15 protein-coding genes are annotated in these 19,665 nt (G+C 63.3%); 2 read left to right on the top strand and 13 right to left on the bottom strand.

Annotated elements, in window-relative coordinates; translation table 11 throughout:
- Positions 1-173: 173 nt before the first annotated feature.
- Positions 174-1,676 carry an inorganic phosphate transporter PitA gene (gene pitA, locus REA38_RS19910; RefSeq protein WP_033636373.1) on the bottom strand — a complete coding sequence of 501 codons (1,503 nt, stop codon included), beginning with the start codon at positions 1,674-1,676 and terminating at the stop codon, positions 174-176.
- Between the two features lie 300 nt (positions 1,677-1,976).
- On the opposite strand from pitA, the gene REA38_RS19915 reads away from it, so the two are divergent.
- The gene (locus tag REA38_RS19915) at positions 1,977-3,176 is read left to right on the top strand and encodes an NAD(P)/FAD-dependent oxidoreductase (protein WP_130042594.1); all 1,200 of its coding nucleotides are present in this window, start codon (positions 1,977-1,979) and stop codon (positions 3,174-3,176) included.
- A 77-nt stretch (positions 3,177-3,253) separates the two neighbouring features.
- Here the strand turns inward: REA38_RS19915 and REA38_RS19920 are convergent, their stop codons facing one another.
- The 4 genes from REA38_RS19920 to REA38_RS19935 all read right to left on the bottom strand — a co-directional run bounded on the left by REA38_RS19920 (position 3,254) and on the right by REA38_RS19935 (position 10,122).
- Positions 3,254-3,667 (bottom strand): VOC family protein, encoded by a 414-nt coding sequence (locus REA38_RS19920; protein WP_060706893.1) that lies wholly within the window; start codon positions 3,665-3,667, stop codon positions 3,254-3,256.
- A 94-nt stretch (positions 3,668-3,761) separates the two neighbouring features.
- A complete protein-coding gene (locus tag REA38_RS19925; RefSeq protein ID WP_308886502.1) occupies positions 3,762-5,942 on the bottom strand; it encodes a virulence factor SrfC family protein in 2,181 nt (726 codons plus the stop codon).
- Positions 5,939-8,884 carry a virulence factor SrfB gene (locus REA38_RS19930; RefSeq protein WP_308886503.1) on the bottom strand — a complete coding sequence of 982 codons (2,946 nt, stop codon included), beginning with the start codon at positions 8,882-8,884 and terminating at the stop codon, positions 5,939-5,941. Before REA38_RS19930 ends, REA38_RS19925 begins: the two co-directional genes overlap by 4 nt.
- Positions 8,884-10,122 (bottom strand): SrfA family protein, encoded by a 1,239-nt coding sequence (locus REA38_RS19935; protein WP_308886504.1) that lies wholly within the window; start codon positions 10,120-10,122, stop codon positions 8,884-8,886. The genes REA38_RS19930 and REA38_RS19935 overlap by 1 nt, the downstream gene beginning before the upstream one ends.
- 283 nt (positions 10,123-10,405) lie before the next feature.
- On the opposite strand from REA38_RS19935, the gene REA38_RS19940 reads away from it, so the two are divergent.
- Positions 10,406-11,323: a DMT family transporter gene (locus REA38_RS19940; protein WP_374213802.1), complete on the top strand. Its 918-nt coding sequence runs from the start codon at positions 10,406-10,408 to the stop codon at positions 11,321-11,323.
- Here the strand turns inward: REA38_RS19940 and REA38_RS19945 are convergent.
- The 8 genes from REA38_RS19945 to REA38_RS19980 form a co-directional block, all read right to left on the bottom strand.
- Complete coding sequence (locus REA38_RS19945; protein WP_060439534.1) at positions 11,320-12,813, bottom strand: PLP-dependent aminotransferase family protein; 1,494 nt, start codon at positions 12,811-12,813, stop codon at positions 11,320-11,322. The two genes, REA38_RS19940 and REA38_RS19945, sit on opposite strands and share 4 nt — an antisense overlap.
- Before the next feature lie 79 nt (positions 12,814-12,892).
- Positions 12,893-13,516: a LuxR C-terminal-related transcriptional regulator gene (locus REA38_RS19950; RefSeq protein ID WP_308886506.1), complete on the bottom strand. Its 624-nt coding sequence runs from the start codon at positions 13,514-13,516 to the stop codon at positions 12,893-12,895.
- A 109-nt stretch (positions 13,517-13,625) separates the two neighbouring features.
- Entirely contained in the window at positions 13,626-14,156 is a 531-nt protein-coding gene (locus REA38_RS19955) for a fimbrial protein (protein ID WP_223307131.1), read from the bottom strand.
- A gap of 8 nt (positions 14,157-14,164) precedes the next feature.
- Entirely contained in the window at positions 14,165-15,109 is a 945-nt protein-coding gene (locus REA38_RS19960; protein WP_308886507.1) for a fimbrial protein, read from the bottom strand.
- A complete protein-coding gene (locus REA38_RS19965; protein WP_308886508.1) occupies positions 15,087-15,701 on the bottom strand; it encodes a fimbrial protein in 615 nt (204 codons plus the stop codon). Before REA38_RS19965 ends, REA38_RS19960 begins: the two co-directional genes overlap by 23 nt.
- A gap of 11 nt (positions 15,702-15,712) precedes the next feature.
- Entirely contained in the window at positions 15,713-16,456 is a 744-nt protein-coding gene (locus tag REA38_RS19970; protein WP_033636358.1) for a molecular chaperone, read from the bottom strand.
- A 30-nt stretch (positions 16,457-16,486) separates the two neighbouring features.
- Complete coding sequence (locus REA38_RS19975) at positions 16,487-18,988, bottom strand: fimbria/pilus outer membrane usher protein (protein WP_374213803.1); 2,502 nt, start codon at positions 18,986-18,988, stop codon at positions 16,487-16,489.
- Between the two features lie 79 nt (positions 18,989-19,067).
- A complete protein-coding gene (locus REA38_RS19980) occupies positions 19,068-19,619 on the bottom strand; it encodes a fimbrial protein (RefSeq protein WP_033649363.1) in 552 nt (183 codons plus the stop codon).
- Positions 19,620-19,665: the final 46 nt, after the last annotated feature.

Below are 19,665 nucleotides of genomic sequence, written 5' to 3' on the forward strand. Positions count from 1 at the left end.
CGAGCACGCTCGGGTGTGGTGAAATTGATAATGCCAAGAGCCTGGGAAAGTTCCATTTTAAGGGTCCATGATGATGCCATGGACCCTTTTTACAGCAACTACCGGATCGGTCAATTGATCCTTAAACGATCGGCATTAGGCCCTGCGGCCGCCTTCCTCATGATGCTTATCGCTTAGATCAGCTTCAACGCAACCCAATACAGCGCACCGGAAAGCAGGATCGAGATTGGCAGGGTCAGTACCCAGGCCAACAGGATGTTCTTCACGGTTTTGCTCTGCACGCCGCCGCCGTCCACGATCATCGTCCCGGCAACCGCCGAAGAGAGGACGTGGGTGGTGGAGACCGGCATGCCGGTATAACTCGCCACGCCGATAGACAGCGCCGCGGTCATCTGGGCCGATACGCCCTGGGCGTAGGTCATGCCTTTCTTGCCGATCTTCTCGCCGATGGTGGTGGCCACGCGTTTCCAGCCCACCATGGTGCCGAGCGACAGCGCCAGCGCGACGGCGACGATGATCCACATCGGCGCGTACTCGACGGTCTGCAGCAGATCCTGACGCAGGTTCTTCAGGAAGCGCTGGTCGGCGGATGAGGTTTCCGGCAGCTTGGCGACTTTATCCGCCGTGTCGGTCACGCACATCAGCAGGCGGCGCAGGTGGCTGCGCTGCTCAACCGTCAGCTGATCGTAGCTTTGCAGGTTGGTCAGCATGCCCTGAGCCAGCTCGATCGCCGGCATGGCGCGCGAACTGTCGCAGTGGAACTCGGCCGGCTTGTTCGGCGCAGCTTCGTCATCCGGGCTTGGCACCAGCGGCGTCAACGACACCGCATGCGACAGCGCGTCGCCGTGCTGCTGGTAATATTGCTGCAGGTGGGTCACGGCGTCACGCGTACGGGTGATGTCATAACCGGTTGCATTCATATTGACCACGAAGCCGGCCGGCGCAACGCCGATCAGCACCAGCATGATAAGGCCGATGCCTTTCTGGCCGTCGTTGGCGCCGTGCGAGAAGCTGACGCCAATCGCCGACAGGATAAGCGCGATACGGGTCCAGAACGGCGGCTTGCGTTTGCCGTCGACCTTTTCACGTTCCGCAGGGGTCATGTGGATACGCTGGCGTTTCTTGGTGCCACTCCAATAGCGGCGCAAGGCGAACACCATCACTCCCGCCACCATCATGCCGACCAGCGGCGAGAACAGCAGAGAAAGGAAAATGCCAATCATTTTCGGGACGTTAAGCGCATCCACCACTGAAGTGTGGGTCATCAGGGCGTTGGTTAAACCGACACCGATGATTGCGCCTATCAGCGTATGGGAACTGGAGGCCGGCAGACCGAAATACCAGGTGCCGAGGTTCCAGATGATTGCCGCCAACAGCATGGAGAAGACCATGGCTAATCCGTGTGCTGAACTGACGTTCAACAACAGATCGGTAGGCAGCAAGTGGACGATGGCGTAAGCAACACTCAAACCGCCGAGCATTACGCCAAGAAAGTTGAACAAACCTGCCATCACGACCGCAAGTTGCGAGCGCATGGCGCGGGTATAAATAACTGTAGCGACCGCATTGGCCGTATCATGAAAACCGTTGATGGCTTCATAAAACAACACGAACAACAATGCGAGAATTAACATCAGGCCGGTATGGAAATCCAGGCCAGCGAACAAATGCAGCATAAGCGTTACGCCAGTTTGTGGACATGAACGCCGCGCATTATCAGTGACAACCGGGGCCGGGGAAAAGGAAAATATGACGTTTTTTTGATTTGGACATGACGAAATGATGACGCGCCTATAACAAAAATATGGAATATCAATGCGTTATTCTCCTCTGACCTCTGTAATATTTTCTTACTATGGCGTTGGCGGCGCCGGGGCTTTACAATCTGCCGCCGTGAATTTGGCGGTGACCGGCGGCGAAACGGCGTAATATGGCGCCCTTTTGTCGCGATTGTGGTTTTGATAAGTGAGGCTCAGGTGGAACAGTTTGATGTCGTAGTGATTGGGGCGGGCGCCGCCGGCATGTTTTGCGCCGCGCAGGCGGGGCAACTCGGTTGCCGCGTGTTGCTGCTCGACAACGGCAAAAAACCGGGCCGCAAGATCCTGATGTCCGGCGGCGGGCGCTGCAACTTTACCAACATGTACGCCGAACCGGCGGCCTACCTGTCGAACAACCCGCACTTTTGCAAGTCGGCGCTGGCGCGCTACACCCAGTGGGACTTCATCGATCTGATCAACCGCTACGGCATCGCCTACCATGAAAAAACGCTGGGGCAGCTGTTCTGCGACGACTCGGCGCAGCAGGTGGTGGATCTGCTGGTCAAAGAGTGCGAGCTGGGCCAGGTGACGGTGCGCCTGCGCAGCGAAGTGCTGGGCGTGGAGAAAACCGAACATGGTTACGCGCTGGCGCTGAATGGTGAAAAAGTGAGTGCTCGCTCACTTGTGGTGGCCAGCGGCGGTTTGTCCATGCCGGGGCTGGGCGCTTCGCCGTTCGGTTACAAGCTGGCGGAGCAGTTCGGCCTCAGGGTGCTGCCGACGCGCGCCGGGCTGGTGCCGTTTACCCTGCATAAGCCGCTGCTGGAGCATGTGCAGACGCTGTCCGGCGTCTCGGTGCCGGCGGTGATCACCGCCGAGAACGGCGTCAGCTTCCGTGAAAGCATCCTGTTTACCCATCGCGGCCTGTCCGGCCCGGCGGTGCTGCAGCTGTCCAGCTACTGGCAACCGGGTGAGTATGTGAGCATTAACTTACTTCCTGAGCTGGATTTGGCGGCCTTCCTGGATGATCAACGCCGCCAGCACCCGAACCAAAGCCTGAAAAACACCCTGGCGCTGCAATTGCCGAAGCGGTTGGTGGAGTGCTTGCAAACCCTGGGACAACTGCCGGAGGCCACGCTGAAGCAGCTGAATGCGCCGCAGCAGGCGGCGCTGGTGGAGCTGTTGCAGAACTGGCGCGTGCAGCCGAACGGCACCGAAGGCTACCGCACGGCAGAAGTGACGCTCGGTGGCGTCGACACCAACGAACTTTCCTCCAAGACGATGGAAGCCCACAAGGCGCCGGGGCTCTATTTTATCGGCGAAGTGGTGGACGTGACCGGGTGGTTGGGCGGCTACAACTTCCAGTGGGCGTGGAGCTCGGCCTGGGCCTGCGCCCAGGCGTTGGCGGCGCAGGGGCGTTAACGTTCAGCAGCGTGAAGGGGCTAGGCCGATTTAGAAGGCTATTTTATGGTTATCCGACATCCGGAACACACCGTGATTTAATCGGCCGCCGGCCCCTTAAGCTCTATGCGATTGCCGTCCGGATCGCTGAAGTAAATCGATGGCCCGTCGCCTTCCGCGCCGTAGCGCGATTCAGCAGGGTCGACGGCGATCCCCTGCGATCGCAGATAGGCCAGCAGTTCGTCTTCGTTGAAAGGATCGATGCGCAGGCAGAGGTGATCGACATTTTGCCGGTGAGGATCGGGCGCGTCGCCGCCTTTTTTTCCAAGCTGGCCGTTCACGTCGACCAGATCAATCATGGCCGTTCCGGCGCGCAGGTGCACCAGCCCCAAATCGGGCCGCCGTTTGGCGATGTCGCAACCCAGCGTCTGGGTATAGAACCGCAGGCTTTTTTCCGCATCGCGCACGCGCAGAACCACATGATCGATAGTCTTCAGGCTGAAAGGGGGCATGATTTTCTCCCAGAATCGCTGCGTTACTCATCAGCATAATCGGCAACGCCCGATTTATCCTGTTTTCGCCCCCTATTGCTGCCAGAGCCGCCGCTTATCGCAGAGTCGCCACGATCTCTTCCAACGCCGCGCGCTGCGCCTCGCCGAGCGCGCTTTCCGTCGCCGCATTCTCCGCCAGCAGGGTTTGCAGGCCGATCAGCCAGTCATAGATATAAAACGCGGTGTTTTTGGTCGGCGTCGGCGCCAGCCGGGTTAACCGCTGCTGGCTGCTCCAGTCCACCGCCGGCTGCGGCGGCGGGGTAAAGATCGGCTGGCCGGGGTTGACGCGGCTCTCGGGGCGCGTTGCCGCATCGCGCCGCTGGAAGCCGAGCCAGGCGACGAAGTCGCCCAGTATCGCCAGCGCCTGGCTGATTTGCCGATCTTCACTCTGTTCCGGCAGGCCCCCGGCGCACAGCGCGCGTTCCAGCTCATCATCGAGCCGCAGGCGGCAGGCGGCGCCGATCAGCGCATCGACCAGCAGTTCCAGGTGCGGCTTTTCGACGCCGAGCAGCTCCAGCAACCGGCGGCTGTCCGGCAGGCTGCGCAGATGGTTGATCCAATCCGCGAATACCCGCGCGGCAAAGGATGACGCGGGGGGCTCGCCGGGTGCCGGGGTTTCCGGTGCGCCGAACAGATCGATGTCGAGCCCGAACGGTACAGGCGTCGTCGTCGGGGCCGGCGCGGCGTGCTGCTGTTGCTGATAAAGCTGGCGTAACGTATCGCGCTGCGGCAACAGCCGTTCCAGCAGTTCGCCGTGGCGGCCGGCCTGCGCCTGCAGCGCGCGCAGCAGCTGTTGGCCGCGTTGCTGCGCCGCGTGCGGATCGGCGGCGGTGAGCCAGTTGCCGAGCAGGCTTTCCGTCAGCTCACGCAGCAACTCTTCACGCTGTTCGAGCAGGCGCGCTTGCTTCTGGGCCGGGCGCGCCTGGGTGGCCAGGTAACTCACCATGCGGCGGCAATCCTGTTCATCCAGCGCCAGCAGCGTGGCCCAGCTGTCGCCGGGCTCGCCGACCTGGCGCTGTACGGCGTCGTCGGGGCGCGCTTTGCCTTCCCCGCGTTGATCGAACGGCGTGATCGCCCAGATCAGGCCGGGTTTGCGGCGCTGGCGCAGCGCCGGGGTTTCTCCCTGAGTCTGATTGACCCAGTTGGCGAGCGCCTGGCCGACGCGAGCGGCGTCCTGCGGCGTGGCGGCGGCATCGGCCACCAGCAGCAGGTTGGCGTGCAGGCCGTCTGCGCAGCGGGTCAGCAAATGGGCGCGTTTCGCCTGTTGCAGCCGCTGCGTCGGTTCCGCCTGCGGGCAGGCGCGGCTGCCGGGCAGGTCGATCAGCGCCACGTCGGCGGGCAGGCCCGCCTGCGCCGTCTGCGGCAGAACGGTGGTGACTTCGGCGGTCAGCCAGGTCAGATCGCTCAACGCGATCTTCCGTTCACCGCCGTGTTCGGCCATCACGACGATCGCGGCGTTTTCCGCTGCGGCGCTCGCGGTCAGCAGCGGTAAGGCGCGGTGCGGAGCATGAACCTGTCGGCTGCCGCCGAGGGCATGCAGCGTGTGCGCCAGCTGGCGATAATGCGCCGTCAGCGTCGTTTCCTCTCCCCACAGCGGCGCAAACAGGCGCGCGCGATCGTCGATGCTCAGCTGCGGCGCCAGCGCCACGGCCTGCGGCCAGAAATGCCTGTCCAGCGTCTGTTGCCCCTTGTCGCCGTGGCGGCGTTGGCTATCCCACAGCGCCAGCACATCGCTGTCGCTGAGGCCGTCGAGGGCGACGGCTTGGCGGTGACGCGCCAACGCTTGCAGATGGCCGGCGATCGCGCGGGCGTCCCAGTCCAGCCGGAAGCCGCCCATCGCGGCGGCATCGAGCGTGATGGCCAGCCACTGCGCTTCATCGAGCAGCGCGAGGGCGAGAGGATACTCGGTGGACGGCGTCGGCGCGGTGGCGCAGTAACGCACCGCCAGCGCGGCGTCGCCGTGCAGCCTTTCTGCGCCGGGGGCCAGCGCCGCCAGCAGGTGGGCCTTGGCGGCGGCGTTGTGGCCGTACAGGCCGATAGCGACCTGCGCAGGTTGTGCCTTCGCCAATTGCAGTGCGCGGTTATGGCAACGGCGCAGGCGCAGCGTCAGGCGATCGGCTTCCCGTTCCAAACGGGTGGACTGCCGGCGCGCGGTGTCCACCCAGGCGATCGCCTGCAGAATGCCGGCGCTGAGTGCGTGGTTCGGGGCCGATTGGGCGGTAGTGATAGCTTTCATCGTGGGTAAATGCTCCCGCTGTCTATCCAGTAGTGGGTCGCGCCGGAGGCGCTGGCAGCCAGGGTATTGAGTTTCAGTTGCAGATGGTGCGCCGGGACGGGGCTGCCGTCGGCCAGCAACGCCTGCGCGATCCTGACGCTTTCCGCGCCCTGTTCGGCGCTGGCGGTAATGGCCAGCCGCAGGGTGATCACCGCGTCGCCGGCCAGTTTGCGCGCCAGCTGGGCGTCATTGATGGTCAGCGTATAGAGCGGCGAGGCCGGCCAGCGTTCGTTGTCCAGTTGGCGGAAGCCCAGGCGCAGCGGGCCGCGCAGCTGGAAGCTGCCGGCGGGGTCGAGCGCGAAGTCGGCGCGATCCAGATCGATGTCGCGGTAATAGACGTTATCGTCCGCCAGCATGTTGTTGCCGTCCAGCATGCCCAGGTGGCGAATGGTGGAGTAAGGCTGGAAATCGCCGACGTTGAAGTAAAAGCTCTCCAGCCGCAGGTCGATCGCCAGCAGGCACAGCATGGCGCCCACCGCGGCGGTGGATTTCGGGTTGTCGATGCGGCCGCGTTTGTTGAACGGGTACCAGCTGCGGGTGTGGTAGCCCTCGAGCGGCAGAATGCGGCTGGCGGGCAGCGGCTGCAGGTGGCGCAGCAGCGCCTGCACGCCGGGGAAACGCGCCGGGCGGCCGGTCAACAGCAGCACGTCGCAGGTATACAGCGCCACCACCTCGGCCAGCAGGCGCAGGCAGCGGCCGATGCCGATGCGATCGGACAAGAAGGCGGCGTGCAGATCGGCCAGGCGGATCACCAGCGGGGTGTGCAGAATCTCGAAGGCGTCGCTGTCGGCTTCGCGCTGCACCTCGCCGTTGATAAACGCCAGCACCTGCGGCGTCGGCGGCTGCGGCAGCAGATCGCCCAGGCTGGCGGCGATTTCCGCCCGGCTGTCCAGCGGGTCGTATTCTTCATAGGCGCCGAGCAGCGCGCGCCCGGCGGGCATGAAAATCTGCAGCGCGGCCTGCTGACGCAGGGTGGAAAGCCCGTCCATACGCCCTTCGTTGCCGAACAGCCTGTCCATCAACGCCGGGGCGGCGCTTACGCCGGCGGCTTCGAACGCCTGCTGCACGGCGGGCAGGATAAACTGCTGGATGGCGTCCAGCAGGATATCGTCGCCGGCGACCTTAAAGCCCTCGCGGAACAGCAGGCGCGGGTTGATTTTGATGTTGTTGCCCACGCCGTCGTCGAGCGAATAGTGCGTGATCGCCAGATCGGTGGTGCCGCCGCCGATGTCGATGGAGGCGATGCGCAGCGTTTTGCCCGCCTGCTCATCCGGCGCCAGCGGCCGGTCGGGCCGGGCCATGGCGGCGAAAAAGGCGTCAGTGCGGCCGGCGAAGTTCACCTGGGTTTCATTGTACAGATAGACCATCTGGCCGCAGGTGGCCTCGTCCCACTCCATCTGCACCTGCGGCGCCGGGAAGCGGGCGTGCGCGCCGTCGAACGGCGCATCCTGCGGGTGCCAGTCGAGGGCCTTCCACACCAGCCCGATCGCCTCCTGCATGCGGCGGCGGAAGATCTCGCGCTCCGGTTTCGGCATCGCCGAAGGCAGCGTCAGAATGATGGCGCGCAAACGGCGCGGCGCGGCGGCGTTCGGCATGCGGCTGCGCTGGGCGATGCTGTTGATCTGCATCAGCGCCTGCGCCAGCAGCTCGCTCAGCATCAGCGTCATCACCGCGCTGCGGCTGTAATGGGCGGCGAACACCGGCAGCCGTTGCGCCGTCGGCAGGGCGAACAGCGGCACGCCTTCGTCGTTGATCAGGGTGGTCAACGGCGCGGCGGCGGCCATCGGCTCGTGCTGCTCGTTGAAGCGCCAGCCGGGCGCATAGCGCTCCTCGTCCCACAGGTAGCGGCGCGGGCTGGAAATGCCGGTAGTGCCTTCATGGCCCGTTCGCCGCTGCGCCAGTTGCGCGGCTTCGCGGCCGACGCGGGTGATGGACGGCCACTGGAAGGCGTCGTCGCGCCCGCTCTGGAAAGACAGATGCGGCTTGCCGAAGCCGGCCCGAGAAAACTCCACCCGGCTCTCGAACAGTTCGTTGTAGACGCGGTGCGGCTCGGACAGCGAACGCAGCTGCAGTTCGTAGGTTTGCTTCAGGCCGTTGCTCTCCTCCGGATGATCCTCGACCAGCACGCCGCAGGTGTGCGAGTTGCCGACGTCCAGCACCAGATCGACGTCGATCGCCGGTTGCTGCAGCGTCGCCGCCACCATCTTTATCTGCGGCACCGCCAGCTGATGGCCAAGCATGTGCAACAGATTGAGGTAGTGCGCCTGATACTCGAAGGTTTTCAGCCCGGCGTTGATCTCCACTTCGGCGCGCTGCTCCCGCTCGGCGGCGCGCTGGCTGAACGCCTCGCGCAGCCAGCCGTCCACCCAGGTCAGATCGAGGAACTCGCCCAGCTCGTGGTTGCGGTGCGCCAGCGCGAAACGGAGATCGGTGCCGAGATCGCTTTCGCCCGGCGCCAGCGCCTCCTGGCCGGGCGCCGCAGCGCGGGTGTCGAAGGCCAGCACCATGCGCAGCAGGTTGCCATCCTGATCCGGTTCATCCAACTGCACCACCTGCAGGCGCGCCCAGTTGTCCGGGCCCGACAAGAACAGGCCCGCCGGGGTGTGGCGCAAGCAGGGCAGCGGCAACCAGAGCTTATCCAGCAGGTGCAGCGACTGCTGCAGCGGATAGCTGAACTCCGGCCGCACCACTTCGGCGGCCTGGTCGCCCACGGCCGGCAGCTGGTATTTGCCGCTCTCGGCCTCCCATTGCAGGCGCAGCAGCGGGCCGCTGGCGGTCTTGCGCACGAATTTGCCGGGAAACTCGGCGTCCAGCAGCGGCGTCAGGGCAAAGTCCAGAAACTGAATGCCGCTGTCCTGAATCAGCGTAATGCCGTGTTTGTAGTCCGTAAGGGGTGCCAGCATCATTTACTCTCGCGCTTGAACGTCATGGGATAGGTGGTGTCCGCATCGTAGCGGCCGGTGCACTCCGCCGCGCCGGTTTCGCCCTGGCGGCAGACGATCTCCGGGATCTGGTAGCGGCTGCCGTCGCTGCAGCGCGCCTTGGTGCGGCTGTTGATCACCAGATTGCCGGACTGCATCAGCCCGGCTTCGACCGCCACCCGGCAGCTGACGCCGTCGCCGTAGGCGATAACGGCGCTGCCTTTGCCGCCGTTCAGACGATATTGCAGGCTGGGGCGCTTGCCGGTAATCGGGTCTTTCAGCGCCACCGTGGCGCGCCATTTGCCATTAAGGAAACGGGTGGAGCCGGCCTTCACCGCCTTGGGCGGCAGCACCAGCGCATGTTTGTCCAGCGGCGGCGGGATGACCGGCGCCGGGGGCGGCGGCATCAGCGTCGCGTGCGCCAGCGGTAAGCGCAGCTTGGGCAACGGCGCGGCGGTTTTTTCCGGCGGCGCCGGATGCTGGACCTCCGCCGGCATCGCCGGTTGCGGCGGCGGTGAGCGGTGCAGCCAGGCGGCCAGCGCCGCACTGCCCAGCAACAGTACGGGCAACAGCCAGAGAGCGTAGCGCCGGCGCGGGCGAACGACGGCAGAGGATTCGATAGGCGCTGCCGGGGCGGGCGCCGGTTCAGGCTCGGCGGCCGGGGCCGGTTTTACCGGTTCGACAACGGCCGTCTTGCGCGGTGCGGCGGCGATCGGCGCCGGTTTTTCCACTTCCGATTCGAGCGGGCGCAGGCAGGCCAGCGGATCGTCCGGGCTCTGCGCCTGCGGCTTGATAAAGCCCCAGAAGGTCAGCACCGGCCGATCGTCCACCAGGTAAACGTGGTTGGGGTCGGGCATGTGCATCGCTTTGGCCAGCAGCGCGCCGAACAGGCGATGGCTGGGGTGATCGGTCGCCTGGGCCTGTTCCGTCAGGCTGCGGAAGATCGTCAGGCAGTGTTCCAGGTGGCGCACCGCCTGCGCGCGCTGGGCGTCGCTCGCCGCCAGCCAGGAGGTGACCTTGCCGGGGAAGGGCGCATACCAGTCGATGCGGGTGCCGCTTTCGTTCGGCTGGGGGATCGCCAGACAGTCGGCGGCCTGCTGCTGCCGGCGAAGACGCAGGGTTTCCCGCAGCTGCTGCGCGCAGGCGTAGATCGGTTGCCCGTTTTCACCTAAAGCCAGCACATCATCCAAACTGCCACTGCGTAAGAAGGGTTTCACCACGGCACCGCACCTTGTCCTGTTCTGCAAAAACGCATAAAAGTCCATGATACCCCGCAGGCAGAGCCGCCAAACGGCCAAGGACAGCCCGAAAAACGCCCTTCTTTGGCGTTAGCGGAACCGGCACAGTGAAAATCTCGCTATCCGGACCTGTCCGTGAACCGCTTTATCTGAAAAATAGAACCTGGCCCCGGCAAGTGACGCCGGGGAACGATGTTCTCTTTCACTATGACATCGCCTCGCGGGTTGCCGATTTCGGTATGCCTCAGGCGTGCGGAGCGTTCACATGACGGACAGTCAGTCTGAAAAAACTCTCGTTGTTCCCCCTGCGCATCCCGCCGCCGGGCATTCGCCCCAGGGCTGGATGAACGGCTTCCTCGGCATGATTATTTTCAGCGGCTCGCTGCCCGCCACGCGGGTGGCGGTGCTGGAGCTCGATCCGCTGTTTCTGACGGCGGTCAGGGCGGCGATCGCCGCCTTGCTGGCGCTGTGTGCGCTGCTGATCACCCGGCAGGCGCGGCCGACGCGGGCCGATTTGCCGCCGCTGCTGTTTGTGGCGCTCGGCGTGGTCATCGGTTTTCCGCTGCTGACGGCGCTGGCGCTGCAGCACACCACCTCGGCGCATTCGCTGGTGTATATCGGCCTGCTGCCGTTGGCGACGGCCAGTTTTGGCGTTTTGCGCGGCGGAGAGCGGCCCAAGCCCGCTTTTTGGGCTTTTTCAGGCGTCGGCGCCGTGCTGGTGGGCGCTTTCGCGTTAAGCCAGGGGAGCGGCGGAGCCTGGCAAGGGGATGCGCTGATGATCGGTGCGGTGCTGCTGTGCGGCCTGGGTTATGCCGAAGGGGCGGTGCTGTCGCGCCGGATCGGCGGCTGGCAGGTGATCTCCTGGGCGCTGGTGGCGGCGTTGCCGTTGACGCTGGCGGCCACCTGGCTGGCGGCGCCGGCCGGTTGGCCTGCCGTCAGCGGCGCCGCCTGGCTGTCGCTGGTTTACGTCTCGGTGTTCAGCATGTGGATTGGGTTTATTTTCTGGTATCGCGGCCTGGCGCAGAGCGGCATCGCCGCCGTCGGGCAGTTGCAGCTGCTGCAGCCGTTCTTTGGCCTGGCGCTGGCGGGCTGGCTGCTGCAGGAAACCGTCCAGCCGATGATGATCGCCGTGATGGCCGGCGTGGTGGTTTGCGTGTTCGGCGCCAAGCGCTTTTCCCGCTAGGCGCCGCTGCCGGCACAGGCCAGGATCACTTGTCCGAGCCGTTCCACCGCCTGTTGCACCTGGCGGTCGGCGTAACCGCCCAATCCCAGCACCAGACCCGGCTCACCGTGGCCGGGCGCATACATCGGCGACACCGCCCGCAGCGCCAATCCGGCTTCGTTGGCGCATTGGGCGACCCGCACGTCATCGAGATCTTTCCTCAGCCACAGCACCATGTGCATGCCCTGATCGCAGGGCTGCACTATCGCCAGCTCAGCGGGGATGTGCGTGTTGATCGCCTCGATCAGCACCCGGCGTTTCTCGGCGTAGACGCCGCGCATTTTGCGGATATGCCGGTCGAGATACCCTTCGGCGATAAAGGCGGCCAGCACGTGTTGATCCGCGCTGGGCGGATGGCGATCCATCAGGATCCTGGCGCCGCAAAAGGCGTCGACCAGCGGTGGCGGCACGATGGCGTAACCCAGCCGCAGCGAAGGGAACAGCACCTTGCTGAAGGTGCCGAGATAGAGCGTTCGCTCGGGCGCAAGCCCCTGCAGCGAAGGGAACGGGTGGCCGGCGTAGCGCATCTCGCTGTCGTAGTCGTCTTCCACGATCCAGGCCTGCCGCTCTTTGGCCCAGCCCAACAGGGCGCTTCTTTTCGCCATGCTCATCGGCATGCCCAGCGGATATTGATGCGACGGCGTGACAAAGGCGGCGCGGGCGTCGGCGGCCAGGCGGATACCGGCGGCGACGTCGATGCCGTCGGCGGCGACGGGCACCCTAATCATGCGCCGATCGCGAAACAGGCTGTCGAAAATGGCGGTGATGCCGGCGTAGGCGGGGTCTTCCACCCAGGCGCTGTCGCCGGCGTCCAGCAGGATCTGTGCGGCCAAATAGAGCCCTTGTTGCGTGCCGGAGGTGATGAGGATTTGCTGCGGCGTGCAGTTTACCGAGCGGGAACGGCGCACATAGTCGCAGATGGCTTCGCGCAGCGGCAACGCGCCCAGCGGATCGCCGTAGCCTGACGGGGCGCCGGGGCCGCGCGCCCGGATGCGGTTGCCGAGCCGCCGCCAGATATCGTCGGGCGCGGTATCGCCGATCGGCACCGAGACGGTGAACGGCACCGGCGGCAACGCCCGCGCCTGGGCGGCAAAGCGCGCCAGATGCTGCGCCTGTGCGGAAAGCGGCACGGCTGTGGACGGAGCGGCCTGCACCGTGGCGTGCGGCGTGCGACGCGACGCCTGATAGTGGGCGACCCGGGTGCCGGAGCCGGGCTGCGGTTCGAGAAAACCTTCCGCCGTTAGCTGAGCGAACGCCTCCAATACCGTGCCGCGCGCCAGATTCAACGCCGCCGACAGCCGGCGCGTCGAGGGCAGCAGATCGCCCGCTTTCAGATCGCCCCGGTGGATGGCCTGGCGCAGGGCCTGCGCCAGCTGGTGGCTAAGTTGACCCGCCTGACGATCGAGCTCGCCGAGGGCGGGGACGTCAACGGCTTTGGCTGTTCTGGGCATGCATTCCGGCTCGCTTTGCAGTGCGAAAATGAGTATTCAGAGTAAACCACTCTGGCGTCACTCGCGAGCCTGTTGTCGTTCAGTTCAGCTCCCGCTGATTCAGCAGCACCCGATTCAACTCGCTGTTTTTGCGCACGTTCAGCTTGCGCATCGCCGAACGTTTGTGGGCGCTGATGGTTTTCTGGCTGCGCTGCAGCAGGCCGGCGATGCTGCAGGCGGACATGCCGCTGCTCATCAGGCCCAGCACCTTTTTCTCACAGTGGCTCAGCGCGGCGAGGCGGCAGGCCTGGCATTTCCATATGTCGGCGGCGTGCAGCGCCATCCACGGCTGCTGAATGAATTTTTCCAGCGCCATCTGCAGCTTGAGGCGAATGGCGTAAACCGAGTCGCGCCGGTGGATGCTGAACAGCGGAGACAGGTTTTTCACCTGTTGCTGGGCCGTGTCGTCGAGGGTCAGCAAGGTCAGCTGCCGCTGGCGCGGGATGCCGTAGGGGCTCCGGTAGCAGCAGGCGCAGCCCCAGCGCTCTTCCGGCGTGCGGAACACGATTTCGATGTTATCCAACGCCTGCAGCGCCAGCGGCGAGAACTGCGGGTACAGGCGTTGGCATTCGTTCAGGGAGTGCAGATAGTCCTGCAGCAGCAGACGCAGCCCCTGCTGGTAGAAGTTATCGCTGTCGAACAGCGTGAAGCGAATATCTGGCATGGGTGGCTCCTTAAAAGGCCGCGGCGCCGCGCCGGAGCGAACGGTGACGGCCAATCGCCGGCGTTCGCGCGCCGGTCGTTTTCCTGATTTCCCTGGGGCGGTGCGGGGCTTATTGGTACGCCAGCACAAAATTGGCGACGGAACTGAATTCGCCTTCGGTAAGGCTTTTATCTTTCATCGCGCTCGGCCGGGCCTGGACATAGGCGCTGAACCTCAGGGCGTTGGGGCCGTCTTGCAATGTCACCGCATCGGTCGGCGTGCCCAGATCAATCGCTTTGCCAGCACCGTCAAACAGCGCGATAGCGGCGCCGTTGGCGCCATTGTTGATCGCCAGCTTGCCCGGCAGTTCGGCATCTTCGGTGCCGGTAAAGGTGGCGGTGACCGATTTGAAAACGGCGGTTTTACAGTCGGTTAAGCGAATGGAAAATGACACGGGGTTGGTGTGGCCGTAGCGGTACAAGGTTTTGATCAACACCGTATCCATCTCGACGGTCTGGTGAAGAGACTGCGGGTCGATATTGCAGGGTCTGCTTACCACGGAGCCGAAAAAGTCTATTTCCTTATTTTCCGCCGCGACTGCGGAGGAAAATAGAAAACCGATGCCGCACAGAGCGGTGATTGTCCGATAGTTCTTCATCATCACCACCATTAAATATAATTAATCAGCAAGATTACGGTCTTGCGGAAATTGCCTTCCTGTCCTTCCCCGGTGGCCTGCAATGAGGCGCTGTAGGATTTTTGCACCTGATCGCGGCCACTCATGTCGGCAAAGCTGTCGAACTGATTGTATTTAATCCATTTGGGGTTGGAATTATCGTGGATGCGCAAGGTTGAACCATTGTCCATATTCAAGCCGGTAGCGTCGGTCAGCGTGCTGTTTTTCACCATGAAATTGGCCTCCAGCGCGAAGCTGTCGCTGCAGCCGTTTTTGCGGATCAAGATGCTGAAATCCTTGCTCGCTACGGTGCCCGCATTGGGTTTCCAGGTCGGGATCTCACCGAAGTCAACGCCTTCCGGGGTTGAAAGCTCCACCGAAGCGGCGCACTGGATCACCTTGATTTTATCCAGCCCGGTTAGGGTGAAACGGTAATTTTTTCCCGGGTGGACGTTGATGCCGCCTACGCCATCGAGCTGAAAAACGGCGATCTGACTGGCGCCCCCTTCGGTGATTTCTCCGGTTTTTTGCAAATAAACCTGATAGTTGACATGACCGAGCTCCCGTTGCTTGGGGGTACGAAACATATCGGTTTGTACTCGGGAGTTGATCAAGCCGAGATCCCGGCCGTTATAAATCACCCCCATGGCGATGCCGGCGGCGAACTGCCGGTTGTCCGGATTGGGATAGAAGTAAACCCATTCCCCCTTGGGTTTGCTGGCGTGCGCCCAGCACATAACGTCGCGGCTCATCGGTTTAGAGGTCCAAAGCCGGCTGCCGACCGGTAAGGTGGCCGGTATGGTCAACCGGCCGATATCCTCGCTCTCTTCGGTAATGCCGCTCTCGGTATTCAGGTGGCATTCCAGCGCCTGAGCGCCGAATGGCGTCGCCAGGCAACCCAGCAACGCCAGGCGTTTATAAATAGACCAGCTGGACATGCACCACTCCTTTGAATTGGTTTGCTTCGATGAACGGACGGGTTGATTCCAATTGAGCGCTGAACCACAACGTATTGCCGCCGGGCTGCAAGACATAGGGGGCGCCGGGTTGGTTGAGGGACAGCGCGCGGCCCCGTTGATCTTTCAGCCGCAGGCCAACGCCTTGTACGCCGCCGTGCAGCCTCAGCAGCTGCGGATTGTCGGGGTCGCTTTCACCGAGGAACACCAGCGTGGCGGCCTGCTCCCCCCGCAGGTAAAGCCTGCCGGCGTCGCCGTTGCGCATGCCGGCCGGATTGTCTGCCAGCGCCTTGGCGCCCAGCAGGCAATGGGTAAAGGCGAGGCGAAAACGTACCGGTGCGCTTTGATCGCCGACACGCCGGAAGGCGAGCGTGCCGATCTCACCGAGATCGACCGACTGATCGCGGCTGTCCGGCGCCAGGCTGCAGGGAGAGCTCAGCAGAGCGCCCTGAAAACCGACGGTGCCGCTGGTGCCCTGAACCTCTCCCGGCGGAGAGGCCATCGCGGCGCCGCCGTTGCCGAGCAGCAAGGCGCCGATCAGCAGAGGCCGCAGGCGGCCGGTGAAGTCAGCCATGCCGTATCTCCTTATTTTTTTCCGGGTGCGGCGGTGCAGAGGCTAGCGCTGCAGGTGAAGCGCAGCTCGGGGTGGCCGCCGAAATCATTGATATAGGTGACGACGAAGGTGTCGAACCCATGGTCGCGCAAACGCACTTTTTCGCTGGATTTGGGGGACAGCATCACCGGCTGAAAATCGCCGATCGCGCCACCGCCTTGTTTCTGCGTCTGACGGGCGATGCCGGTCAGCGTGATGTGGAACGGCGTCGGATTTTCGATGGTGAAACCGTCGGCGGTTTTGTGGAACACCAGCTGTTCTTGCCATATCTCACCCTGCGGCGCGACGATGGCCTTCGGGCGGAAGAACAGTTTGATCTGCGTTTGCAGCGCCAGCTGCATCACGTTGGCTTTGCTGCTTTTGGGCGGAATTTCGCGCAAATTGAAATAAAACACCGATTCGCGATCTTGCGGCAATAGCTCGGCTTCCGGCGTTTTGGTAATGCGCACGACGCTGCGTTCTCCGGCCTCCACCCGTTGCAACGGTGGCAATACCACCAGCGGCGAAACGATCTTTTGATGTTGCGCATTCTCGATCCAGGCCTGAGCAAGGAAAGGCAACTCTTTGTTCTCATTGGTTATGTTAAGGCTGATCGATTTGGCGTCGCTCACATAGATGGCGCGCGTGCGATCCAACGCGATCGCCGCGTCGGCCGTCGAAGCCAGCGTCATCAACGCCAGGCTGCCCGCGGTTACTGCTATCGAATGTTTGTTCATGTTATGCGTCTACTCTCAATGTGTTGCGGATTACGGTTTGGTGCACGGCAACAGCAGCCGGTCCAGCGGTTTGGCGGTGCCTGGGATGGCGATGCGGCACTGACGGCGGCCTTCCCAGGCGACGTCCAACCGCTCTTCCGGTTGGACGCCGGTCAGATACACCGAGCCGCCGTCGTTCACCACCGCGATCTCCCGTCCGGTTGCACTCAGCACCGTGGCGCCGAACGGCGGTTCGCTGCCGTCCGCCAGTTTGATGGTGGCTAACAGCTTGCTGCCTTTCACCACCTCGAAGTGGCGATAACCGATGGCGCCTTCCGTCAGCGTGCCTTGCACCACCGCGCGCGTGGCTTCAACGTCGTCCGCCAGCTTGTTGACGTCGATGCGCGTATCGGTGTTGTAGTAGCTGGTGATGTCCGAGATCACCGCCAATCCGAAGCGGTTGCTGTAAGCGCGGCCGTTGTTGATCGGCACGCCGGCGACGCCGTTGGTATCCAGCATCATGCGGCTGCCGCCGTTGCCGGCGTTCTGGTGCGCGGCGACGCCGTGCCGGGTAGCGGTCAGGCCGCCGCGGAAAGTTCCGCCTATCGAGGAGTAACTGCCCTGCTGATAAGACGCGTTGGCGTTGAGCGTGCCGAACGACGCGTTATGGGTGTAGTAACCGCTCGCCGTCGGTTTGCCGGACTGGGTGACGCCGCTGCCGACCTGCCAGGTATTGTTGATGTCGCTGTTGTCGGTGTAGGTCGCCGTTTGGGTCACGTCGTGGTTATTGACCTGCAGCGCGTAGCCCAGACGGTTGTGCTCGCCGATAGGCACGGTGAAATTGAGCATCGCGCTATCGTCGGTGCGGCCCCGATAGTGAGTGCGATAGGCCGCCAACGAGGCGGTGATGTTGCTGATCCCGCCGAAGTCGAACAGCTTGCTGGTCGACATGCCGTAGCGGTTTTGCGCGCCTGCGTCCCAGTAAGTCTGGTGTGAGTAGGTCAGATAAGCGGTGATCGCCTGAGCGCTGTCCTCCGCCATAAAGGTTTTGCTGGCGGTGACGGTATACAACTCTTTTTGTCGGCCGCTGTAGCGATCGTCAATGTCGCCGTAGCGCGCCTGCAGGTACTGCGACATGGTCATAAATTTGCGCTGCGAAAAGCGGTAGCCGGCAAAGGTGATTTGGCCGTTGAGCTCGTCGAAACGCTTGGCGTAGTTGACCTTGAATGACATGCCTTTGGCGCTGGGTTCATCGGGCAGGCGCGCGATCGACTGCGTGGCGTCCACCGACAGGGCGCCGAACAGGTTCAGGTCGCGCCCCAGGCCGAGAGCCCAGGCGTTGTAATCGCCGCCGAGCAGCGCGCCGCCGTACAGCGACCAGGCGTTGCTCAAGCCCCAGGAGAAATCGCCGGCGGAGAACACCGGCCCTTGCGTGCGGTGATCGTAGGCAGACGGCTTGCCCAGCGCCACGTTATAGCGCACGTAGCCGGGGCGGGTCAGATAAGGAATACTGGCGGTATCTACCTGAAAAGTGGAAACGCTGCCGTCTTGTTCTTCCACTTTCACATCCAGTTTGCCGCGTACCGAGCTGCTGAGATCCTGAATGGCGAACGGCCCGGCGGGCACCGTGGTTTGATACAGCGTGCGGCCTTCCTGAGAGACGGTGATCCGCGCGTTGCTTTTGGCGATGCCGCGTACTTCAGGCGCGTAACCCTGCAGGTTGGGCGGCAGCATGCGCTCGTCGCTGGCGAGGTTGAGGCCGGTAAAACGGTAGGCGTCGAACACCGGCGAATTCAGGTAGGTTTCACCCAGCGTCAGCCTGGCGGCCTGCATCGGCAGCGCGCGGTATGCGTAGATCTGATTCCAGTCGAAATTGCTGTCGCGCCGGCCGTATTGTTGGTTGAAATCGGTCTGATAATCGGCGCGCAGGCGCCAGGCGCCCAGGTTGGCGCCCAACGTACCGTAGCTGCTGAGGCTTTCGGCGGTGCCGTTGTCGTGGTGCTGTTTACCGATTTGGCCGCTGAGATTGTAATCCAGCAGCACGCCGGGGATGCCATCGTCCCACTGCTCGGGCGGCGTCCAGTCGGGATCGGAGTATTTCATCCAGGCCTGCGGAATGGTGATCGCCAGCACGCCGCCGCTGATGCGATCGGAAACCGTTGCGCCTTTGATGCCGCGAATGTCGGCACACTGGTTGTCGCGCCACAGGGTGACTTTTTTGGCCGCTTCTTCTTTCAGCGCCATTTTTTCCACCAGGTCAGGCGGCAGGCACACCTGGCTGCCGCTCTTGTTATCCGGCGACGGGAAATACTGAATGCTGCGCTGGGGCAGCGTTTTCTGGTTGATTTTGATATCCAGCAGATAGGTGCCCGGCATGACGTAATCGGCGTCGGAAAAGCGGGATAAGTCCACTTTGCTGCGTTCGCCGATATCCAACACGTCGGTATTGAATTCCGTGGCGGAAAAGACCGGTTTTGCCCAGAGAACAGAGAGAATGACGATGATGGGCGTTTTTTTTATTGTCAGTAAAGACGTCATAGAATGATCACTCATGGCAAATCCGCGCCTAATAGCAGGTCATCCCGTAAGACCTGAATACGTAATGCTGTACAGCGTTCCTAACGAAAACCGGCTACAGATAAGACAGGGTGAATTTGGCCAATGAGCTGAAACCGCCCGCCCGTGCCCTGTCGGGGTGAATGCGCAGCTGGGCGCCAAAGCGCAGCGTGTTATCGCCGGCAACGATCAGATAATCCGCCGTCGTGCTGCCGAGCGGGATCGGGGTGCCGGCGTCGGTCAGCAACTCGATAGCCATGCCGCGCGCCTCGCCATGGACGGCGAGCCATTGCGGATCTTGGCTATCCGCGATGCCGCTGAAGGTGAGGTTGGCCGCGCGATAAATAAAATCGGGCTTTATCTGGCTGGCCAGTTCGCAGTTCACCAACCTGATGGCGAAGTGGCGGCGGCTGCCGATGAGGCTCGGCTGGGCATCTCGCCCGGCGTCGCTCATTGAAACCAGCCCGAAATCAACGGTTTGATCCAAACTGTCGCCGGCGATGTTGCACGGCGTTTCGACGATTTCGCCGCCCAGGCTGACTTTGCCGTGGCCCTGAGTTTTCGCCGTGGCGCTAGCGCTGCCGATGCTGAGCGCGATCAGCAATGCGCCTCGCCAATGGATGGTCATGCTGGCTTCTCCCTGTCGAGATCGGTTCCTTTGCCGGAGCCGGCGT

This window comes from Serratia sp. MF1(2023), from assembly GCF_030954545.1.
GTDB classification, from domain to species: domain Bacteria; phylum Pseudomonadota; class Gammaproteobacteria; order Enterobacterales; family Enterobacteriaceae; genus Serratia; species Serratia sarumanii.